Below are 19,796 nucleotides of genomic sequence, written 5' to 3'. Positions count from 1 at the left end.
CAGCATTATTGGCAGGAGGATTCGGATCGCTGCTGCTGACGGAAATACAACCGGTGAGCGACAGGGCCAGCAGCAGGACAGCCAGACAGGTTCTTAGCATTGCCGTCTCCGGTGATGAGCAGGGGCGACTTCAGTTATAGGCGAAATCGGACCCTGCCCCCGGAGGGCAATGACCAGCGATCACCAGCGATCGTGGTCGTGATGGTGGCGATGGCCGTAGTACTGCTCGCGTCCCCACCAGCGTCGGCCGTCCCAGTAGCGGTCACCATGCCAGCCGATCACGAGGGCCGGCGCAACCACCACCGGAGCCGGGCCATAGGCAACGGGCGGCGGGCCATACACGACAGGCGGCGGCGGCGCCACATAGACCGGCTGCGGCGGCGGGGCATAGACGGGTGCCGGCGCGACATACACCGGGGCGGGCACGCCGATACTCACACCAACATCAACATGTGCCATCGCCGGGCTCGCTGCCAGCGACAGCGCACCGAGCGTCAGAGTGGCAAGCAGGGGGCGGATCATTTGATTCCTCTTTTGTATTGCATCCATGATTCACTCTAACGCGCGAAACGCGTAACGGGTGACGGGGAATTGTTTCCGCATATGAATCCGTGTAAGCGGCTTTCGCAGCGCGCCGCCAACGCCCGAATTCACGTCAAAAGCGAACCGGCCGCCTGAAAGGCGGCCGGCGATTACTGCACATCGCGCGTTGCGTCAGGGCAACACGCGCAGGCGGTAGGGATTACTTGCTGTAGACGTACACGCCACGGCCAGTCTTGCGGCCCAGATACCCCGCAGCCACCATCTCGCGCATCAGCATGGCCGGACGATACTTCGGGTCGGCAAATTCTGTGTACAGCACTTCCATCACTGCCAGCATGGTGTCCAGGCCGATCATGTCGGCCAGTGCCAGGGGGCCGATCGGATGGTTGCAGCCGAGCTTCATGCCTTCGTCGATCTCTTCCGGCGAGGCCAGGCCTTCACCGAGCACGCAGAAGGCTTCGTTGATCATCGGGCACAGGATGCGGTTGACGACGAAGCCCGGGCTGTTCTTGACGGTGATCGGGTACTTGCCCAGTTCCTTGGCCAGCGCCTCGACATCGGCGTGAGCCGCGTCGCTGGTCTGCAGGCCGCGGATCAGTTCCACCAGCGCCATCACCGGCACCGGGTTGAAGAAGTGCATGCCGATGAAGCGCTCGGGGCGACTCGTCACGGCGGCCAGCTTGGTGATCGAGATCGACGACGTGTTCGAAGCAATGATGACGTTCTCGCCGACGATGCTGTCGATCTGCTTGAGGATCTTGACCTTCAGGTCAAAGTTCTCGGTGGCGGCCTCGATCACGATATCGGCCTTCTTCAGGTCGTCATACGCGGTGCTGCCGTGGATGCGCGCGAGCGCAGTCATCTTGTCGGCTTCGCTGATCTTGTCCTTCTTGATCAGGCGGTCCAGGCTGCCGGCGACGGTGGCGATGCCCTTCTGCACCGCTGCGTCGCTGATATCCACCATCACCACGTCCAGGCCCACCACCGCACAAGCCTGCGCGATGCCGTTGCCCATGGTGCCGGCACCCACGATGCCCACTGTCCTGATTGCCATCTCTTCTTCCTCTTTGCTGGTTATATGTTTGGGGTTCGTGCCAGATCAGGCTGCCTGTTCGCGCAGCGCGGCGATAATGCGCTCCGCGTGCTTCTTGAGCAGGTCCGGGTCCTGCATGTCACGCGCGTGGCCGCGCAGCGTCTGGTCGGCATAGCGCGGCACGATATGGAAATGGATGTGCGGTACGGTCTGGCCGGCTGCCGCGCCGTTGAACTGGCCAATCGACAGCCCGTCCGGATTGAACGCCTGGCGCACCGCGCGCGCGACGCGCTGCGTGGTGCGGATGGCGGCCTGGGCGCCGGCTTCCGACAAATCGAACAGATTGACGGCGGCCTCCTTGGGCACTACCAGCGTGTGGCCATCCGATTGCGGCATGATGTCCATGAAGGCGATGGTCTCGGCATCTTCATAGACCTTGTGGCACGGAATTTCCCCGCGCAGGATCTTCGCGAAAATGTTGTTCGTGTCGTACGGGCTGTTCATGGTCGGGTGCGGCGGTGGTTCCGGAATCCGGCGAGCCTCCGAGTTTACCGCACGAGGGCCGCCATGGATGTGACAGCCACCCTCCGCCCCCCGATTTCGGGGTGCGGTTTTCCGCGCTTTCAGCCCGGTTCGACCTACATATTGCGCCGGTACTGGCCTCCAACCTCAAACAGCGCGTGCGTAATCTGCCCAAGAGAGCACACGCGCACCGCGTCCATGAGCACCGCGAACACATTCTCGTTGTCGATCACGGCCTGGCGCAGCCGTTTCAGCATGGCGGGTGCATCGTTGGCGTGCGCATGCTGGAACGCTGCCAGGCGGTCGAGCTGGCTTTGTTTCTCGGCTTCGCTCGAGCGGGCCAGTTCGAGCTTCTGCGGAATCGGATCGCCTGCCGGATTGCGGAATGTGTTCACGCCGATGATCGGCAGCGTGCCGTCATGCTTTAGCTGCTCGTAGTACAGCGACTCTTCCTGGATCTTGCCGCGCTGGTAGCCGGTCTCCATCGCCCCGAGCACGCCGCCGCGCTCGGCGATGCGTTCGAACTCCTGCAGCACGGCCTCTTCCACCAGGTCGGTCAGTTCCTCGATCAGGAAACTGCCCTGGTTCGGGTTCTCGCACTTCGCCACGCCCCATTCGCGATTGATGATCAGTTGGATCGCCAGCGCGCGGCGCACCGACTCGCCCGTGGGCGTGGTGATGGCCTCGTCATACGCATTGGTGTGGAGCGAATTGCAGTTGTCGTAGATCGCGATCAGCGCCTGCAGCGTGGTGCGGATATCGTTGAAGTCGATTTCCTGCGCGTGCAGCGATCTGCCCGAGGTCTGGATGTGGTACTTGAGCTTCTGGCTGCGCTCGTTGGCGCCGTACTTGTCGCGCATCGTCACGGCCCAGATGCGGCGCGCCACGCGGCCCAGCACGCTGTATTCGGGGTCCATGCCGTTCGAGAAGAAGAACGACAGGTTCGGCGCGAAATCGTCGATATGCATGCCGCGCGCGAGGTACGCCTCGACATAGGTGAAGCCGTTCGCCAGCGTGAACGCGAGCTGCGAGATCGGATTCGCGCCGGCCTCGGCGATGTGGTAGCCCGAGATCGACACCGAATAGAAGTTGCGCACCTGGTGGTGCACGAAATACTCGGCGATGTCGCCCATGACCTTGAGCGAAAACTCGGTCGAGAAGATGCACGTGTTCTGGCCCTGGTCCTCCTTGAGGATATCGGCCTGCACCGTGCCGCGCACATTCTGCAGCACCCAGGCGCGGATCTTGGCTTCTTCGTCGTCGGTCGGCTCGCGGCCGTTGTCGGCGCGGAACTTGTCGAGGTTCTGGTCGATGGCGGTGTTCATGAACATCGCGAGGATGGTCGGCGCCGGACCATTGATGGTCATCGACACCGAGGTATTCGGGCTCGTCAGGTCGAAGCCGTCGTACAGCACCTTCATGTCGTCGAGCGTGGCGATCGACACGCCCGAGTTGCCGACCTTGCCGTAGATGTCGGGGCGCACATGCGGGTCTTCGCCGTACAGCGTGACGGAATCGAAGGCAGTGGAGAGGCGCTTCGCCTCCATGCCTTCCGACACCAGCTTGAATCGGCGGTTGGTGCGGAACGCATCGCCCTCGCCCGCGAACATGCGCGTCGGGTCTTCGTTCTCGCGCTTGAATGCGAACACGCCGGCCGTGTACGGGAAGCTGCCGGGCACGTTTTCGCGCATCAGCCACGTCAGGATTTCGCCCTCATCCTCGAAGCGTGGCAGCACCACCTTGCGCACCTTGGTGCCGGACAGCGTGGTCGTAACCAGTCGCGTGCGCAGTTCCTTGTCGCGGATCTTCACCACGTAGTCGTCGCCACTGTAGGCCTGCTGCATCTGCGGCCACATCGCGAGCAGCTTTCGCTCCAGAGCGCCGAGCGCTGCGTCGCGAGCCGCGGCGAGGTTGTCGAGCGCTGCAGCACCCTCGCCCTTTGCTTCGATCAGCATCCGGCTCGATGCGCGCAGTTGCTGGCGCTCGCGTGCGATGCGGCTCTGATCAACCGCACGACGATGGTATGCGCGCACGGTATCGGCCAGTTCCGCCAGATAGCGGCTGCGTTGCGGCGGCACGATGACGTTCTGGCCTGTGGAGATGCGGCCGCTCACCGGCGGCAGCGCACCGGATTCGACCTTCAGCCCTTTACCTGCCAACGCCTCGCGCAAGCCCTGGTAGAGCATAGTGACGCCGTCGTCATTGAAGCGCGACGCCTGCGTGCCATACACCGGCATGTCCTCTGGCTTGCCATGCCATTGCTCGCGATTGCGCTGCACCTGCTTGGCCACATCGCGCCACGCATCCTGCGCGCCCTTGCGGTCGAACTTGTTGATCGCGACGAAGTCGGCGAAATCGAGCATGTCGATCTTCTCGAGCTGGCTCGCCGCGCCGAACTCTGGCGTCATCACGTAGAGCGACAGGTCCACGTGCGGCACGATGGCTGCATCGCCCTGGCCGATGCCAGAGGTCTCGACGATCACGAGATCAAACCCGGCAACTTTGCATGCGGCGATGACATCGGGCAGCGCCTGCGAAATCTCGCTGCCTGCCTCGCGCGTCGCCAACGATCGCATGAAGATGTTCGGATGGTTGATCGCGTTCATGCGAATGCGGTCGCCGAGCAGCGCGCCGCCAGACTTGCGCCGCGACGGATCGATCGACACCACCGCGATACGCAGCGTGTCCCGCTGGTCCAGCCGGATGCGTCGGATCAGCTCATCGGTCAATGACGACTTGCCCGCGCCCCCCGTGCCGGTGATGCCGAGCACTGGCACCGCCGCCTTGCCGGCCTGCGCGTGCATGTCCGCGACAAGTCCCGGATTCGCCTTGCCGTTCTCCAATGCCGTGATGAGCTGCGCCAGCGCGCGCCGGTCACCGCCCTTCACGGCATCGAGCGTCGTCGGCGCGTAGCGGCTCAGGTCAATGTCGCAGCGCTGCACCATGTCGGCAATCATGCCTGCGAGGCCCATGCGCTGGCCGTCCTCGGGGCTGAAGATGCGTGCGACGCCGTAGGCCTGCAGCTCACGGATCTCGTCCGGCACGATCACGCCGCCGCCGCCGCCGAACACCTGGACATGCTCGCCGCCCTTCTCGCGCAGCAGGTCGACCATGTACTTGAAGTACTCGACGTGCCCGCCCTGGTAGCTGGAAATAGCAATGCCCTGCGCGTCTTCCTGCAGCGCCGCCGTCACGATCTCGTCGACCGAGCGGTTGTGGCCGAGGTGAACCACCTCGCAGCCCTGCGATTGCAGGATGCGCCGCATGATGTTGATCGACGCATCGTGGCCATCGAACAGCGAAGCCGCCGTGACGAAACGCACCTTGTTGACGGGGCCGCGCGCCTGGGCCTGGGGCACGTCGCGACGTACGTCTCGCACATCGGAAAGGTCGGTCATAGTCTCCACCGCTCGCTGGTATGGGCTGGCGGCCGCTTGCTGGCCTGGTGCGCCGGTCTGTTGCCGGCTTGGCCGTGCAGGCGGGGATGGCCCTCGCGAGGCGAAGGCCAGTCGATTATATGACTTTGACGTCAGACAGGCGTCGGTCCTCTGTGTCTTGAATGCGCCCCGATCACTCCTTCATCACCGCACACCCAACCTCGGACATTCCCCGAACGCATCCGTCTTCCACTCGCCCCAGCGGTGCGCCAGCACCCGCAGTAGGCCGGCCAACCGCCGCAATGACAGCGGCGCCGACGTTGCAGCCAGCGTGAAGCGAGCCGGGCCGCCCTCGCCCGACAGCCAGAAGCGCTCCCCCTCCGCCAGTGCAAAGACTTCGCCCGGCTGCAGCCAGAAGTCGGCCACGCAGCCTTCCACCGTGACCCATACCCGGCCCTCCATCACCTTCACGCTTTGCCCATAGCCGGCGCGCAGGCTCACGGGCTGCCCCGGCTCTTCCAGTTCGAACACTCTGAGTTCACGCATGTCGCCACTCCCTGTCTGCCTGGCGGCACCCTTCTCCGCCATGCTTCCATTATTCGGATTGGCGCCTACAATCCCATGTACAGTTGTGAACAGTTTTCGATGAACTGTTCAGCAGTTTTCCCTGACAGTTCGCCCGCGCCGCCATGAAGCTGATCCTCGACGCCAACACCGGCATCCCGCTGACCGACCAGATCATCCAGGGCGTGAAGGCCTGGATCAGCTCGAGCGAAGCACGACCCGGCGCGCGGCTGCCGTCGATCCGGCAACTGGCGGCCGACAACGGCATCAGCCGCTTCCCGGTGATCGAAGCTTATGACCGGCTCGTATCGCAGGGATTGCTCGATTCGCGGCAGGGATCGGGGTTCTATGTCGCGGACAGCCCGCTGGCGAGCCGTTCGGCGCGCGGCTGGTCTGACCCGAGCTTGGCTGAAGACCTGTCCGACCATATCCTCGAACAGTTCAATCACCCTAGCAACACGCTAAAGCTTGCCGGCGGCTTCGTGCCCGAGACTTGGCGTGACGTGGAGGGCCTGACGCAGGCGATCCGCGCGGTCTCGCGCAACGAGATCGACAGCGTGATCCACTACGCCACGCCGATGGGCCACCCCGAACTGCGCCGGCAGGTACTGCACCGCGTGCGCCAGCTCGGCATCGCAGCGGAACTGCCGCAGGTGCTGATCACGACCGGCGCGAGCCAGGCACTCGATCTCGTCGTGCGCCATCTGCTCAAGCCCGGCGATACCGTGTTCGTCGAGGACCCGGGCTACTACAACCTCTTTGGCCTGCTGCGCCTGCACGGCGTGCAACTCGTCGGCGTGCCCCAGACCCCATCGGGACCCGATCCGGATGCGACCGAGGCGTTGTTGCGCCAGCACAAGCCCAAGCTGTTCTTCACCAACAGTGTGTTGCAGAACCCCACGGGTTCCACGCTGGCGCCGCCGGTCGCGTTCCGGCTGCTGGAACTCGCGCGCCGCCATGGCTTCCGCTTTGTCGAGGACGACATCTTCTCGGACTTCCAGACGCACTTCACCGACCGCCTTGCAACGCTGGACCAGCTCGAGCACGTGATCTACATCGGCGGGTTTTCCAAGACCGTGTCGGCGTCGCTGCGCATCGGCTATGTGGTCGCCGACAAGGCGCTGGTGAAAGACCTCGTGGATGTGAAAGTGCTGACCAGCGTGGCCGGATCGCACTTCGGTGAAGCCGTCACGGCCGCGCTGCTGGAGCGCGGCGGCTATCGCAAGTATGTGGAACGGCTGCGCCTGCGCGTGCGCGAGTCATCGGCCAACGCGCTGCGCCAGCTTGCGTCCTGCGGGTGGGAGGTATTCTGCGAGCCAGCCGGCGGCAATTTCTTGTGGGCACGCCCGCCGGGCATCGAGGATTCGCGCGAACTGGTCACGCTGGCCGAGACCTTCGGCGTAACGATCGCGCCGGGAAACTACTTCCGGCCCGGCGGCGAGACCTCGGCATGGATCCGCGTCAACACCGCCTATGTCAACGAGCCTCGCGCGGTAGCGTTCATGCGCGAGGCCGCCTCCAAACGCTAGGCCAGCGGCGGGCTCAGCCGCCGTGGTTATGCAGCACGGCGTTGCGCCGCGCGTAGAGGAAATAGATCGCCAGCCCGATCACGAGCCAGACCAGGAATGCGATCCACGTGAGTGCCTGCAGATGCGCCATCAGGAACAGGCAGAAACCGGCCGACAGCAGCGGCACCACGGGCACGCCAGGGCAGCGGAATGCACGCGGCAGATCGGGGCGCGTGCGGCGCAGCACCAGCACGGCGATGGAGATCAGTGTGAATGCTGCCAGCGTGCCGATGTTGATCAACTCCGCCAGCACATTGAGCGGCACGAAGCCGGCAATCGCGGCAAACACGATGCCGACGGTCCACGTGGCGAAGTATGGCGTGGCATGCACCGGATGCACCGATGACAGTCGCTCGGGCAGCAGGCCGTCACGCGACATCGCGAAGATGATGCGGGTCTGGCCGTAGGTCATCACCAGGATCACCGTGGTCATGCCGAGAATGGCACCAAGATCGACAAAGCCCGCCACCCAGTTCTTTCCCGCGTACTGCAGCGCCAGCGACACGGGGTGATCCACGCCCGCGAACTTGGCGAACGGAACGATGCCCGTCATGATCGCGGCCACGACAACGTAGAGCACCGTGCAGACGGCCAACGAGCCGATGATGCCAATCGGCAAGTCCTTGCTCGGATTGCGTACCTCTTCGGCGGCCGAGGTCACGGCATCGAAGCCGATGAAAGCGAAGAACACGAGCGCCGCCGCATTGAACACGCCAGTCATGCCGAACGGCGCGAACGGCTCCCAGTTGGCCGGCTTCACGTGCCATACGCCGACCGCGATGAACAGCAGCACCACGCCGATCTTGATCGCCACCATCACGTTGTTCAACCGCGCCGATTCCTTCACGCCGTACGACACGATCCACGTAATCGCCAGCATGATCAGCACGGCCGGCAAGTTCACCATGGTCTCGACACCGGGCACCGCACCGGGCGCCGCGGTCAGCGCGGCCGGCAACTTCACGCCGAATCCGGCCACCAGCGACTGGAAATAGCCGGACCAGCCCACCGACACCGCTGACGTGGCGAGGCCGTATTCGAGCAACAGGTCCCAGCCGATCATCCAGGCGATGATCTCGCCGAGCGTGGCATAGCTATAGGTGTAGATAGAACCCGAGACGGGAATGGCCGACGCGAACTCCGCGTAGCACAGCGCGGCAAAACCGCAGGCCATCGCGGCAATCACGAATGACACGGTAAGTGCGGGCCCCGCGGTCAGGGCACCGGTCCCGGTCAGCACGAAAATGCCGGTGCCGATGATGGCGCCGATGCCCATCATCACGAGATCCATCGGCCCGAGGACCTTCTTCAGGCCGTCGTTGTTTGCCACGGCGAGCATGGCGTCGATATTCTTGGTGCGGAACAGACTCATCGGAGCAACTCCTGCGAATGCCCGTCTTGTGGAGGGGATTCGGCTTTTCTGGAAAGGGTCGGAGTTTACTCTTTTGGGGGTGCGCGTCGGGTCACTATTTGACGGAGTCTGCTGGTCGGGGTTGGGTTATCGTGCTTGGCATGCTCTGCTGTTTCGCCGGCGTAGCCGGCGACCTCCTTTTGTCCGAGCGACAAAAGGAGGCAAAAGCGCGTCAGGCTTGCCCTAACGGGCGAATATTTATCGTAGGGAGCTTGGGGTGTTGTACGGGTATGAGCTTCAGAGGTTTTTTCACGCTGCCTGCCGCGTGGGGCACCACCGTGGGTGGGAATACAGCGCTGATTGAACGAGCCCCGAAACTGTCCGTGGACCCTGCTGCAAGCGATATCGTGTGATCGCCCTCGGCTGCGCTACGCGCTGAGCTCTAGTCTGAGCGCGTGAGCCCAGGGCCAACCACGCCGCGGTGACGAGGCCTGCGCATTGATGCGCGAAGTAGAGAGAGGTAGAAGAAAACGGACCTCGTGCGCCAGCGACGCTGATGAGCTTGCGTCCAGACGACGGGGGTTGTCAGTTTTTTTGTGTGCAGGGCAGTTAAAGGCTCACCGTCGATTGAGCGGTGAGCCAGCATTATCTCAACGATGCGGATGGGTGAAGCGCTCCTCGTAGAGGATCGCAAACTGGTTCATCGCCGCCTTCCAGTCATGGGTGGAGCTTCCCCACTTGCCGGTGATGTTGCGCAGCGCCAGCCAGAGCAGTTTGGTTGCCGCCTCGTCGCTGGGGAAGTGACCTCGCGTCTTGATGATCTTGCGCAATTGGGCATTGATACTCTCAATGGCGTTGGTAACCGGCATGATAGGAACCGGTGCCCCTCCTCCTCACCGAGTAACTTGGTGTATGGTTCGACCATCCGGGACAGGGGCACCGGGGAGCACTTCGGGTGGGCAGGCCGTTCATATACGTTGAGCTGCGAGCTCGTGTTAGTAGTTGGCCGCCCCTGCGACCCGCCCGGTTGCGCTGCGAGCGCGAATCCGTAGTTGTCGTGCTGTCCCACCGGCTCCCATTTGCGATGTTTCCCATGGGAGACGCCAATGCGAGTGATAGGACTGGATGTATCGCGATCCGTTGCCGAGATCGCCTATCTGGAGAATGGCCTGCTACGCGCCGGGGGTCGCGTCGGACTGCGACGCGACGAGCTCGAACGCTTTGCCGCCAAACTAAAGCCCGACGACCACGTAGTACTCGAGGCGACCGGCAATACGATCGCCATTGCAAATGTGCTGACTAGTCATGTTGGCAGAGTGATCGTCGCCAACCCGCTGCAAGTCCGTCTAATTGCGGAAGCCCGCGTGAAGACGGATAAGATCGATGCGGCCATTCTTGCGCAACTCTATGCGAGTGGCTTCCTGCCCGAGGTCTGGATTCCAGACGAGGCCACGCAAGCGATGCGGCGGCAGGTGTCGCGCCGCGCCCAGATCGTCCGACAGAGGACGCGCCTCAAGAATGAGGTTCACGCTGTCCTTGCCGCGCATCTCATCGAGCGGTGTCCCGCGACAGACCTGTTTGGCAAGAAAGGGCGGGCGTGGCTGAGTCTGCAGCCGCTACCCACGGACGAACGTATCGGGATCGACCAGCGGTTGCATGAGCTGGACCGGCTGGCAGAGAATCTGCAGGAGATTGACCGCGTCCTGGCCCAATCCGCTATTCAGGACGACAGGCTACGCAAGCTCCTGACTATCACCGGCGTCAACACCACAGTGGCGATCGGGTTGCTCTCCGCCATCGGCGATATCGCCCGCTTTCGCTCGCCGGAGAAATTGGTCAGCTACTTTGGCCTCAATCCGTCGGTCTACCAATCCGGCTTGCAACCAGCAAAACACGGACACATCAGCAAGCGCGGACGTTCCTATGCGCGTGCCATGCTGGTCGAGGCTGCTTGGGCCGCAGCGCAAACGGCCGGCCCCGTCCGAGCCTTCTTCCTACGTATCCGCGATCATCGCGGTCAGCAGATCGCCGCTGTTGCCACGGCACGCAAGCTGGCGATCATCGTCTGGCACGTCCTCACGCGTAACCAATGCTTCGCCTGGGATCGCCCGGCGCTGACTGCGCGAAAGACCCGTGAGCTGGAACTGCAGGCGGGCATGCCTTCTGCGCGTCGCGGTAGCCGCAAGGGAGCAGCCGCCGCCTACAATCTGAAGTCCGTCCGGGATCTGGAGCGTGCAGTCGGAGAGCAAGCCGAGCAGGCTTACCAACGCCTGTTCTCACGCTGGAAACAAGCGCGACCGCAGACAGGTGCGGTACGCGCTCCGTGGCCACCAATACGGACGCCATGAACGAGTGAGAGAGCACCGCGGGCTTGTCAACTTCATCCGTCGTGTAGACGATCTTGCGGATTGCCGGCGGGAACGCAAAGAACGGAATCACCTGATCCCAGGCGCGCCGCCAGGATGCGCCGATGGGTGCGTACCGTTGACCCCATTCCCCTTGCTCGAAGGCTGACAACTCGGCTAGCGCAGCTTCGACAGTAGGTGCCGTGTACACGGGCTTGAGCGCTGCCGCCACGGCCCGGCGTTCCTTCCAGCTGGCGTACTCGAGGCTGTTGCGGATCAGATGCACGATGCAGGTCTGCAGCGTCGTATTCGGGAACACCGCATTCAATGCCTGCTCCATGCCTCTGAGCCCATCGGTGACCGCGATCAGGATGTCCTGCGTGCCGCGGGTCTTCAGGTCGTTGAACACCTTCATCCAGAACTTGGCGCCTTCGGTAGTCTCGATCCACAGGCCCAGGATGTCGCGCGTGCCATCTGGCAGCACGCCCAAGGCCAGGTAGACAGCCTTGTTGCGCACCACGCCGTCCTCGCGCATCTTGACCCGCAGCGCGTCGAAGAACACCACTGGGTACATCACCTCCAGCGGGCGCGACTGCCAGGTGATTACCTCATCCATGACTGCGTCGGTCACCGAACTGATGAACTCGGGCGACACTTCGGTGCCGTACTGCTCGGCCAGAAACGCCTGGATCTCGCGCACGGTCATGCCGCGGGCGTACATGGCGATGATCTTGTCGTCGAACCCGGTAAAGCGCCGCTCGTGTTTGGGAATCAGGATCGGATCGAAGCTGCCATCGCGGTCGCGTGGGATATCCACCCGCAGTGGGCCGTCATCGGTCAAGACCGTCTTGGCGCTCTTGCCATTGCGCTGATTGGCCGTGCCGGCTGGGCGCTCAGCACCAGCCGGGTAGCCTAGATGATGGCCCAGTTCAGCGCCCAGGGCGCGCTCGATCAGGGCCTTCTTGAACGCCATCGAGGCGTCCTGGACCGCCTCAGCGGTCATCGGACCCTTGACGAAATGCGCGATCAGGTCCTCGGGAATGGTCGGCAGCTCGCGGTCAGCGGCTTGGCTCGTCTTGGTTTTGCGTGGCATACATGCTCCTTGGTGACATGTTATGCCCTAAACACAAAATTTCTGACAGGCCCAGACGACGACGTGCGCGCAGCGCAGCCGAAGGCGTCCCACCACTGACCGTGTTGAAACGCTGTACCCGAGTCCAACTTGGGGATCGTTCAAAAGTCGTGCCGCGCCAGGCACAGGTTCTGACTCACATAGCGTGAGCAGGCCTGAACGAGCACCCAGGCATCGCGAGACCAAAGCCGCTCGAACCATAGAAGCGCATCGTTGATGGCCGTCTGCCCAGACACGCGTTTTTTGGTTACTTTTTGTCGCCCGGCCAAAAAGTGACTCGCCGGCTACGCCGGCGAAACAGCGGCGCCTGCCAAGAACGACAACACCGCCATTACCGGCCCGCCCTTTACTTCGCCACCGGCATCATAAACTCCGCCCCCTTCCCAATCGAATCCGGCCACCGCTGCATCACACTCTTGTAGCGCGTGTAGAAGCGCACGCCTTCTTCACCATACGCATGATGATCGCCAAACAGCGAACGCTTCCAGCCACCAAACGAATGCCAGGCCATCGGCACTGGGATAGGAACATTGATTCCGACCATACCAATCTGAATCTGCCGCGCAAAAGCACGCGCAATACCACCGTCGCTGGTGTAGCAAGACACGCCGTTGCCATACTCATGTGCATTGATCAGCGCCACCGCCTCGGCAAAGTCATGCACACGCACGACCGACAGCACCGGCCCGAAGATCTCTTCCTTGTAGATCGTCATGTCCGGCGTGACATGGTCGAACAGCGTGCCGCCGACATAGAAGCCGTTCTCGTGGCCTTCGACCTTGTGGCCGCGGCCATCGGTCACCAGCGTCGCGCCTTCTTCCACGCCCTTGGCGATATAGCCTTCGACCTTCGCCTTGTGCGCGCCGGTCACCAGCGGTCCCATTTCGGCGTCGGCTTCCATGCCATTGCGGATCTTCAGCGCGGCGGCGCGCTCGGCCAGGCGCGGCACGAGCTTGTCGGCGACGTCGCCCACGGCTACCGCTACCGAGATCGCCATGCAGCGCTCGCCAGCCGAACCGTAGCCTGCGCCGATCAGCGCATCGACGGCCTGGTCCAGGTCCGCGTCGGGCATCACCACGAGATGGTTCTTCGCACCGCCGAGCGCCTGCACGCGCTTGCCGTGCTTCGTGCCTTCCGTGTGGATGTACTCGGCAATCGGCGTCGATCCCACGAACGACAGCGCCTGCACGTCCGGATTCGCGAGCAGCGCATCGACCGCGACCTTGTCGCCTTGAACGACGTTGAACACGCCATCCGGCAAGCCTGCCTGCTTCAGCAGATCGGCGATCAACAGGCTCGGCGACGGATCACGTTCGCTCGGCTTCAGCACGAACGTGTTGCCGCATGCTAGCGCCACCGGGAACATCCACATCGGCACCATCACCGGGAAGTTGAACGGCGTGATGCCGGCCACCACGCCCAGCGGCTGGCGCAGGTTCCAGTTGTCGATACCGCCGCCGACGTTGTCGGTGAAATCGGTCTTGAGCAGGTTAGGGATGCCACAGGCGAACTCGACGATCTCCACGCCGCGCGTGACTTCGCCTTTTGCATCGCTGAACACCTTGCCGTGTTCACGCGTGATCAGCGCAGCAAGGTCGTCGTGATGCTTGTCCAGCAACTCCTTGAACTTGAACAGGATGCGCGCGCGGCGCAGCGGCGGCGTGTCGGCCCATGCCGGGAACGCTGCCTTCGCGGCGGCGACGGCGTCGGACACTTCTTGCGCAGTGCCCAGCGCCACGCGTGCGGCCACTTCACCGGTGGCCGGGTTGAAGACGTCGGCAAAGCGCGCGGACGCGCCTGGCCGGACGGTGCCACCGATGTAGTGGTGGATTTCGGCGATCTGCCGGTTCTCAGCAATATTCACTTTGGAATCCCTCTTTACTGCACTTCCTGCAAGGCCTGCTTGACCGTATCGAACAGCTCGGCAATCTGCGCCTCGCTGATGATCAGCGGCGGCGAGAACGCGAGGATATCGCCGGTGTAGCGCACCAGCACGCCACGCTCAAGGCATTTGAGGAAGGCTTCGTAGGCGCGTGCGCCGGGCTGGCCCGGACGCGGCTCCAGCTCGATGCCGGCCACCATGCCGAGGTTGCGGATGTCCTTCACATGCGGCGCGCTGCGTACGCTGTGAACGGCCGCTTCGAACACCGGCGACAGCTCCGCGGCACGGCCGAACAGGTTCTCGCGCTGATACAGGTCCAGCGTGGCGATGGCAGCGGCGGCGGCCAGCGGGTGGCCCGAGTAGGTGTAGCCATGCGCGAGTTCGATCGCGCCCGGCGCGGCCGAGTTGACCACGGTGTCATGGACTTCGCGGCGCACGGCCACGGCACCCATCGGCACGGCGGCGTTGTTGATGGCCTTGGCCATGGTGATCAGGTCCGGCGTGACCTTGAAGCGTTCCGCCGCGGTGGCGGTACCCAGGCGACCAAAGGCCGTGATGACCTCGTCGAAGATCAGCAGGATGCCGTGCTTGGTCGTGATCTCGCGCAGCTTGTCGAGGTAGCCGACCGGCGGCACCAGCACCCCGGCGGAGCCCGCCAGCGGTTCCACGATGACGGCGGCAATCGTGGACGGATCATGCAGCGCGACGATGCGCTCGAGTTCGTCGGCAAGGTGCGCGCCCCATGTCGGCTGACCCTTGGAGAACGCCGCTTCGGCGATATTCAGCGTCGCCGGCAGATGGTCGGTGCCCGGCATCAGGTTGGCCGAGAACGCCTTGCGGTTCGGCCCGATGCCACCGACAGCCATGCCGCCAAAGCCCACGCCGTGGTAACCGCGTTCGCGCCCGATGAAGCGGGTGCGCTGGCCCTCGCCGCGCGCACGGTGGTAGGCCAGCGCAATCTTCAGCGCGGTGTCCACCGATTCCGAACCGGAATTCGTGAAGAAGATGCGGTCCAGTCCCTGCGGCATGATCGCGGCCACCTTGGTGGCGGCTTCGAACGACAGCGGATGGCCCATCTGGAACGGCGGCGCGTAGTCGAGCGTGGCGGCCTGGCGGGCCACGGCCTCGGCAATCTCCTTGCGGCAGTGGCCGGCCGCTACGCACCAGAGGCCCGCGCAACCGTCGAGGATCTGGCGTCCGTCGTGGGTGGTGTAGTACATGCCGCTGGCCGAGGCCAGCAGGCGCGGCGCCGCCTTGTACTGGCGGTTCGCGGTAAAGGGCATCCACAGGGCATCGAGATCGGGAATCACGGTCTTCGCGGCGTCCATACGTCCTCCTCTGGGCAATCTGGGCGATTCGGGTTGGCGCGCGCTGTCACGGCGAAACGTGTGCAGCGGCAGGGATGTCGGCCACTCTACCGGCGGCGCCGGGACGACAAAATATACAGTCCGGACAACTTCGCCTTACCGTACAGTTTAGGCAAGCCAAACCGTACAGGATTGTGCCGGTGCAGCAACGATCCGCGGGCAGTCTGACAGCGCAGGCTATGCGATGCTGTGCGGCGCCCCACATTGCACCGCGTCATTTGCGGCGACCGCGCAGACGCACAGGCCAGCCAAGCTCGTGCAGCCGCTAAACTGTACAGGTTAGAACTTGCCTGAAGTGCCCCATGCTGACCCTGGACCTCACCCGCAGCCGCCGTGGCGGCGAGACCCTCACCGAACAGATCGTGGCAGGAATTGCCGCGCTGGTGGACCGCCGCGCACTGCGTGCGGGCTCTGCGCTGCCCTCGGTACGCCGCTTTGCGCAGCAGCATGGCGTCAGCACTTTTACAGTCGCGGAAGCCTACGGTCGCCTCACGGCGCTCGGCTATCTCGCTGCCCGCCCGGGCTCCGGCTACACCGTCGCGCATCGCCACGCGCCCGCCGGCGGCATGCGGTCGCCCCAGTGGGAGGCGCCCGGTCTGAATGCGGCGTGGCTGCTGTCGGATGTATTCGCCGATCATTCGGTGCCGATCAAGGCCGGCGCCGGCTGGCTGCCGGGCGACTGGCTCAATGAGGAAGGCCTGCACCAGGCCATGCGCGCCGCGGCGCGGGTGCCGGCCGCGCAGGTATCGGGCTATGGCCATCCCTACGGCTACGCGCCGCTGCGCGAGCATATCGCCACGGGCCTGGGCCAGTACGGCATTCCTGCGCAGGCACAACAGGTCGTGCTGACGCAGGGTGCCACGCAGGCGCTGGATCTCGTGGTGCGCACGCTGCTGCGGGCCGGCGATACGGTGCTGGTCGAGGCGCCGTGCTACTGCAACCTGCTGCAGATCCTGCGACTTGCCGGGCTACGCGTGATTGGCGTGCCACGCACTGCGGCCGGGCTCGATACCGATGCACTCGAAGACGCCATCCGCACGCACGCACCGCGCGCACTCTTCATCAACACCGTGCTGCAGAACCCCACTGGCGCGACCCTGACCAGCATGAATGCGTTCCGCGTGCTGCAGCTTGCCGAGCAGCACCGGCTGCTCGTCGTGGAAGACGACATCTACCGCGAACTTGCGCCGGCCGGCTCACCGATGCTGGCCGCGATGGACGGGCTGTCGCAGGTGGTCTACATCAACGGGTTTTCCAAGACGATCACGCCGTCGCTGCGCGTGGGTTACGTCGCCGCCAGCGCGGACCTGGCCAAGGCGTTTGCGAGGACCAAGATGGCGGTCGGGCTGACATCTTCGGAAGTCACGGAGCGGCTTGTGTACTCGGTGCTCACGAGCGGCCACTACGGGCGGCACGTGGCAGCGCTGGCCGAGCGCCTGCGCGCGCAGCAGGACTGCGTGACGGAGAAGATGGAAGCGCACGGCCTGGAAGTGCTGCTGCGGCCGGAAGGCGGAATGTTCGCGTGGGCACGTGTGCGCGATGTCCTGCATGACGGCGCGCCCATGACCGGCAACCGGCTGGCTACGCTGGCGCTGGAACGTGGCATCTGGCTGGCGCCAGGTTCTTATTTCGAGCCGGAGGAGACGGATTCGCCGTGGATACGTTTCAACGTGGCGACCGGAGACGCGCCACAGTTATGGGAATTCTTTGACAGCCTGGCGAATGGGCAGCGCGCGGTACGTGCTGCGTGAGGTCCGCGAACCGGCCGCTGCGGGAGATCAGCCCCAGAGGCGCTCGACCACCCAACCCGCTGTGGCGCAGACGCCAATCCAGACGGTCATGCAAGTAGCGATAAAACGGTAGCTCATATCGAAATCCACAACAAATGTGAGGCAGGAATGTGAATACTTCGGAAAGTATACATGCATTCATGAATGTATGTTTTTGGCGGAAGTCGTCACATCTGGCGACTTTCCAGCCTCACGGTGATTCGCCCGGCTCATTTCCCTTCCGTGCAGCATGGACGGATGCGATACCGACATCGCCCTCTGCTACGCTTTTCGTCTCGCTTCCTTCGGTCTTCTAACGCCATGCACACCGAGAATCTTTCCTCCTGGACCCACAGCCACGTCTTCGACAGCGGCAACCATGCGGCCGAGCGCGGCACGCGGCTGGTGATGGCGATCACCGCCGCGACCATGGTGGTAGAGATCGCCGCGGGCTGGTGGTTCAACTCGATGGCGCTGCTGGCGGATGGGTGGCACATGAGTTCGCACGCGTTGGCCATCGGCATGACGGCATTTGCCTACGCCGCCGCGCGCCGCTACGCGAGCGATGCGCGCTTTGCGTTCGGCACCTGGAAGATCGAGGTGCTGGCGGGTTTCGCCAGCGCCATATTCCTGCTTGGCGTGGCCGCGCTGATGGCGATCGGCTCCGTGGAGCGTTTGTTCAGCCCGCAAGCGATCCACTACCGTGAAGCCATGGCGGTTACGGCGCTCGGGCTGCTGGTGAATCTTGGCTGCGCGCTGATTCTCGGCGGCGCGCATCACCACCACGACGGTCACGACCACCACGGGCATCACCACGGGCATGCGCACGATCACCATGATCACGGCCACCACCACGACATCAACCTGCGCTCGGCCTACCTGCACGTGCTCGCGGACGCGGCAACGTCAGTGCTCGCCATCGTCGCACTGGCTGGTGGATGGTGGCTCGGCTGGAGCTGGCTGGATCCAGTGATGGGACTGGTGGGCGCGGCACTGGTCGGCCGCTGGGCACTAGGCCTGCTGCGCCAGAGCGGCACCGTGCTGCTGGACAGAGAGATGGATCATCCCGTGGTCGAAGAGGTACGCGAAGTGCTCGCCGCCTTCGAGGACGCCGGCGATGCGCGTGACGCCACGCGCGTGACTGACCTGCATGTCTGGCGCGTCGGCAAGCAGCAGTTCGCCTCCATCGTCTGCCTGGTCACGCACGACGCCACGCTGACGCCGCAGTCTGTGCGCGAGGCGTTGTCCGTGCACGAGGAACTCGTGCACGTGACGGTGGAGATCAGTGTTTGCCGCGACCAGCACTGGCACGCGGCGTCCGCAACGCAGCAAGTCTGATCGACACTACGGGAGCAATACGATTGCCCCGGTCGTCGCCCGGGACTCTGCGGCGGCATGCGCTTTGGCAACGTCCTGCAGCGCGAAACGCGCGCCGATCTCCACCTTCACATGGCCGGCGGTAACGGCGTCGAACAGGTCCTTCGCGTTGGCGCGGAACATATCCGGGTCCGCGTTGTGCGGAAACACCGAAGGTCGCGTCAGGAACAGGCAACCCTTCTTGTTCAGCAGTTCGGGTTCGATCGCCGGCGCCGGGCCAGACGCGGCACCGTACAGCACCACCAGGCCGAACTGCTGCGCGCAATCGAGCGAGCCCAAAAAGGTGTCCTTGCCCACCGCGTCATATACGACGCGCACGCCACGTCCGCCGGTGGCCTCGCGTACGGCCTTGACCCAATCGCCGCTGCGATAGTCGATGGCCACGTCACAGCCCATCCGGCGCGCGAGTTCGCACTTCTCCGGCGAGCCCGCAGTGCCAATCACATAGGCGCCCAGCGCCTTGGCCCAGCTGCTCAGTATCTGGCCCACACCGCCCGCGGCGGCATGGATCAGCACCGCATCGCCCGCCTTCACGGCATGGGTATGGCGCACCAGGTATTGCGCAGTCATCCCCTTGAAGATGACGGCGGCAGCCTGCTCGTCGGAAATACTGTCCGGCACGCGTACCAGCTTCGCGGCCGGCACGTTGCGGTAGTCGGCATAGGCACCAAGCCCCGCATTCATGTAGGCCACGCGGTCGCCCGGCGCAAACCCCCTCACGCCCGCACCGACTGCCTCGACCACGCCGGCGGCCTCATGGCCAAGGCCGGTGCCCGGTGGCAAGGGATACGTGCCGCGGCGCTGGTAGATATCAATGAAGTTAAAGCCCATCGCCGTCTGGCGCACCACTACCTCGCCTTCGGCGGGCGGTGGCAGCTCCATGCGCTCGAGCTGCATCGCTTCGGGTGGGCCAAATTCGTGGACGCGTATGACGCGGGCGGTCAGCATGCCGGGTCTCCTCTGACT

The 19,796-nt window shown here is 64.1% G+C and carries 13 protein-coding genes and 2 pseudogenes; 4 read left to right on the top strand and 11 right to left on the bottom strand.

The window, feature by feature from the left end; genetic code table 11:
• Positions 1-180: 180 nt before the first annotated feature.
• The 5 genes from K2O51_RS13745 to K2O51_RS13725 all read right to left on the bottom strand — a co-directional run bounded on the left by K2O51_RS13745 (position 181) and on the right by K2O51_RS13725 (position 6,021).
• Entirely contained in the window at positions 181-522 is a 342-nt protein-coding gene (locus K2O51_RS13745; protein ID WP_011296446.1) for a hypothetical protein, read from the bottom strand.
• A gap of 220 nt (positions 523-742) precedes the next feature.
• The gene (locus K2O51_RS13740) at positions 743-1,597 is read right to left on the bottom strand and encodes a 3-hydroxybutyryl-CoA dehydrogenase (RefSeq protein WP_011296445.1); all 855 of its coding nucleotides are present in this window, start codon (positions 1,595-1,597) and stop codon (positions 743-745) included.
• A 45-nt stretch (positions 1,598-1,642) separates the two neighbouring features.
• Positions 1,643-2,080 (bottom strand): HIT family protein, encoded by a 438-nt coding sequence (locus tag K2O51_RS13735; protein WP_011296444.1) that lies wholly within the window; start codon positions 2,078-2,080, stop codon positions 1,643-1,645.
• 134 nt (positions 2,081-2,214) lie between these two features.
• Complete coding sequence (icmF, locus tag K2O51_RS13730; RefSeq protein ID WP_220631233.1) at positions 2,215-5,496, bottom strand: fused isobutyryl-CoA mutase/GTPase IcmF; 3,282 nt, start codon at positions 5,494-5,496, stop codon at positions 2,215-2,217.
• 183 nt (positions 5,497-5,679) lie between these two features.
• Positions 5,680-6,021: a DUF2917 domain-containing protein gene (locus tag K2O51_RS13725; protein ID WP_011296442.1), complete on the bottom strand. Its 342-nt coding sequence runs from the start codon at positions 6,019-6,021 to the stop codon at positions 5,680-5,682.
• A 143-nt stretch (positions 6,022-6,164) separates the two neighbouring features.
• Here K2O51_RS13725 and K2O51_RS13720 point away from each other — a divergent pair, with 143 nt between their 5' ends.
• Positions 6,165-7,568: an aminotransferase-like domain-containing protein gene (locus K2O51_RS13720; protein ID WP_220631232.1), complete on the top strand. Its 1,404-nt coding sequence runs from the start codon at positions 6,165-6,167 to the stop codon at positions 7,566-7,568.
• Positions 7,569-7,581: 13 nt separating this feature from the next.
• On the opposite strand, the gene bcaP is transcribed toward K2O51_RS13720, so the two are convergent.
• Together bcaP and K2O51_RS13710 are read right to left on the bottom strand one after the other, a co-directional pair.
• Positions 7,582-8,979 (bottom strand): branched-chain amino acid transporter BcaP, encoded by a 1,398-nt coding sequence (gene bcaP, locus K2O51_RS13715; RefSeq protein ID WP_220631231.1) that lies wholly within the window; start codon positions 8,977-8,979, stop codon positions 7,582-7,584.
• 629 nt (positions 8,980-9,608) lie between these two features.
• Positions 9,609-9,830 (bottom strand): annotated as a pseudogene (locus K2O51_RS13710) (transposase); the annotation flags it as partial.
• Positions 9,831-10,064: 234 nt separating this feature from the next.
• Here K2O51_RS13710 and K2O51_RS13705 point away from each other — a divergent pair.
• Positions 10,065-11,306 carry an IS110 family RNA-guided transposase gene (locus tag K2O51_RS13705; RefSeq protein WP_140953302.1) on the top strand — a complete coding sequence of 414 codons (1,242 nt, stop codon included), beginning with the start codon at positions 10,065-10,067 and terminating at the stop codon, positions 11,304-11,306.
• A gap of 25 nt (positions 11,307-11,331) precedes the next feature.
• Here K2O51_RS13705 and K2O51_RS13700 read toward each other — a convergent pair.
• The 3 genes and pseudogenes from K2O51_RS13700 to aptA form a co-directional block, all read right to left on the bottom strand.
• A pseudogene (locus K2O51_RS13700) lies at positions 11,332-12,396 on the bottom strand (IS256 family transposase); the annotation flags it as partial.
• A gap of 385 nt (positions 12,397-12,781) precedes the next feature.
• Complete coding sequence (locus K2O51_RS13695; protein WP_220631230.1) at positions 12,782-14,299, bottom strand: CoA-acylating methylmalonate-semialdehyde dehydrogenase; 1,518 nt, start codon at positions 14,297-14,299, stop codon at positions 12,782-12,784.
• Positions 14,300-14,313: 14 nt separating this feature from the next.
• Complete coding sequence (gene aptA / locus K2O51_RS13690; RefSeq protein ID WP_011296438.1) at positions 14,314-15,645, bottom strand: omega-aminotransferase AptA; 1,332 nt, start codon at positions 15,643-15,645, stop codon at positions 14,314-14,316.
• Positions 15,646-15,986: 341 nt separating this feature from the next.
• Between aptA and K2O51_RS13685 the strand changes: the two genes are divergently transcribed.
• The gene (locus tag K2O51_RS13685) at positions 15,987-17,435 is read left to right on the top strand and encodes an aminotransferase-like domain-containing protein (protein ID WP_220631229.1); all 1,449 of its coding nucleotides are present in this window, start codon (positions 15,987-15,989) and stop codon (positions 17,433-17,435) included.
• Positions 17,436-17,774: 339 nt separating this feature from the next.
• Positions 17,775-18,791 (top strand): CDF family Co(II)/Ni(II) efflux transporter DmeF, encoded by a 1,017-nt coding sequence (dmeF, locus tag K2O51_RS13680; protein WP_011296436.1) that lies wholly within the window; start codon positions 17,775-17,777, stop codon positions 18,789-18,791.
• A gap of 6 nt (positions 18,792-18,797) precedes the next feature.
• On the opposite strand, the gene K2O51_RS13675 is transcribed toward dmeF, so the two are convergent.
• Positions 18,798-19,778: a quinone oxidoreductase family protein gene (locus K2O51_RS13675; protein ID WP_011296435.1), complete on the bottom strand. Its 981-nt coding sequence runs from the start codon at positions 19,776-19,778 to the stop codon at positions 18,798-18,800.
• Positions 19,779-19,796 lie beyond the last annotated feature (18 nt).

It is taken from the genome of Cupriavidus pinatubonensis (assembly GCF_019602855.1).
GTDB lineage: Bacteria > Pseudomonadota > Gammaproteobacteria > Burkholderiales > Burkholderiaceae > Cupriavidus > Cupriavidus pinatubonensis.
The sequence above is the reverse complement of the archived record's forward strand: the minus strand, read 5'-3'. Positions and strand labels throughout refer to the sequence as shown.

Coding starts and splice junctions, on each gene's coding strand:
- K2O51_RS13745 (WP_011296446.1), bottom strand. CDS start 522: ATGATCCGCCCCCTGCTTGCCACTCTGACGCTCGGTGCGCTGTCGCTG.
- K2O51_RS13740 (WP_011296445.1), bottom strand. CDS start 1,597: ATGGCAATCAGGACAGTGGGCATCGTGGGTGCCGGCACCATGGGCAAC.
- K2O51_RS13735 (WP_011296444.1), bottom strand. CDS start 2,080: ATGAACAGCCCGTACGACACGAACAACATTTTCGCGAAGATCCTGCGC.
- icmF (WP_220631233.1), bottom strand. CDS start 5,496: ATGACCGACCTTTCCGATGTGCGAGACGTACGTCGCGACGTGCCCCAG.
- K2O51_RS13725 (WP_011296442.1), bottom strand. CDS start 6,021: ATGCGTGAACTCAGAGTGTTCGAACTGGAAGAGCCGGGGCAGCCCGTG.
- K2O51_RS13720 (WP_220631232.1), top strand. CDS start 6,165: ATGAAGCTGATCCTCGACGCCAACACCGGCATCCCGCTGACCGACCAG.
- bcaP (WP_220631231.1), bottom strand. CDS start 8,979: ATGAGTCTGTTCCGCACCAAGAATATCGACGCCATGCTCGCCGTGGCA.
- K2O51_RS13705 (WP_140953302.1), top strand. CDS start 10,065: ATGCGAGTGATAGGACTGGATGTATCGCGATCCGTTGCCGAGATCGCC.
- aptA (WP_011296438.1), bottom strand. CDS start 15,645: ATGGACGCCGCGAAGACCGTGATTCCCGATCTCGATGCCCTGTGGATG.
- K2O51_RS13685 (WP_220631229.1), top strand. CDS start 15,987: ATGCTGACCCTGGACCTCACCCGCAGCCGCCGTGGCGGCGAGACCCTC.
- dmeF (WP_011296436.1), top strand. CDS start 17,775: ATGCACACCGAGAATCTTTCCTCCTGGACCCACAGCCACGTCTTCGAC.
- K2O51_RS13675 (WP_011296435.1), bottom strand. CDS start 19,778: ATGCTGACCGCCCGCGTCATACGCGTCCACGAATTTGGCCCACCCGAA.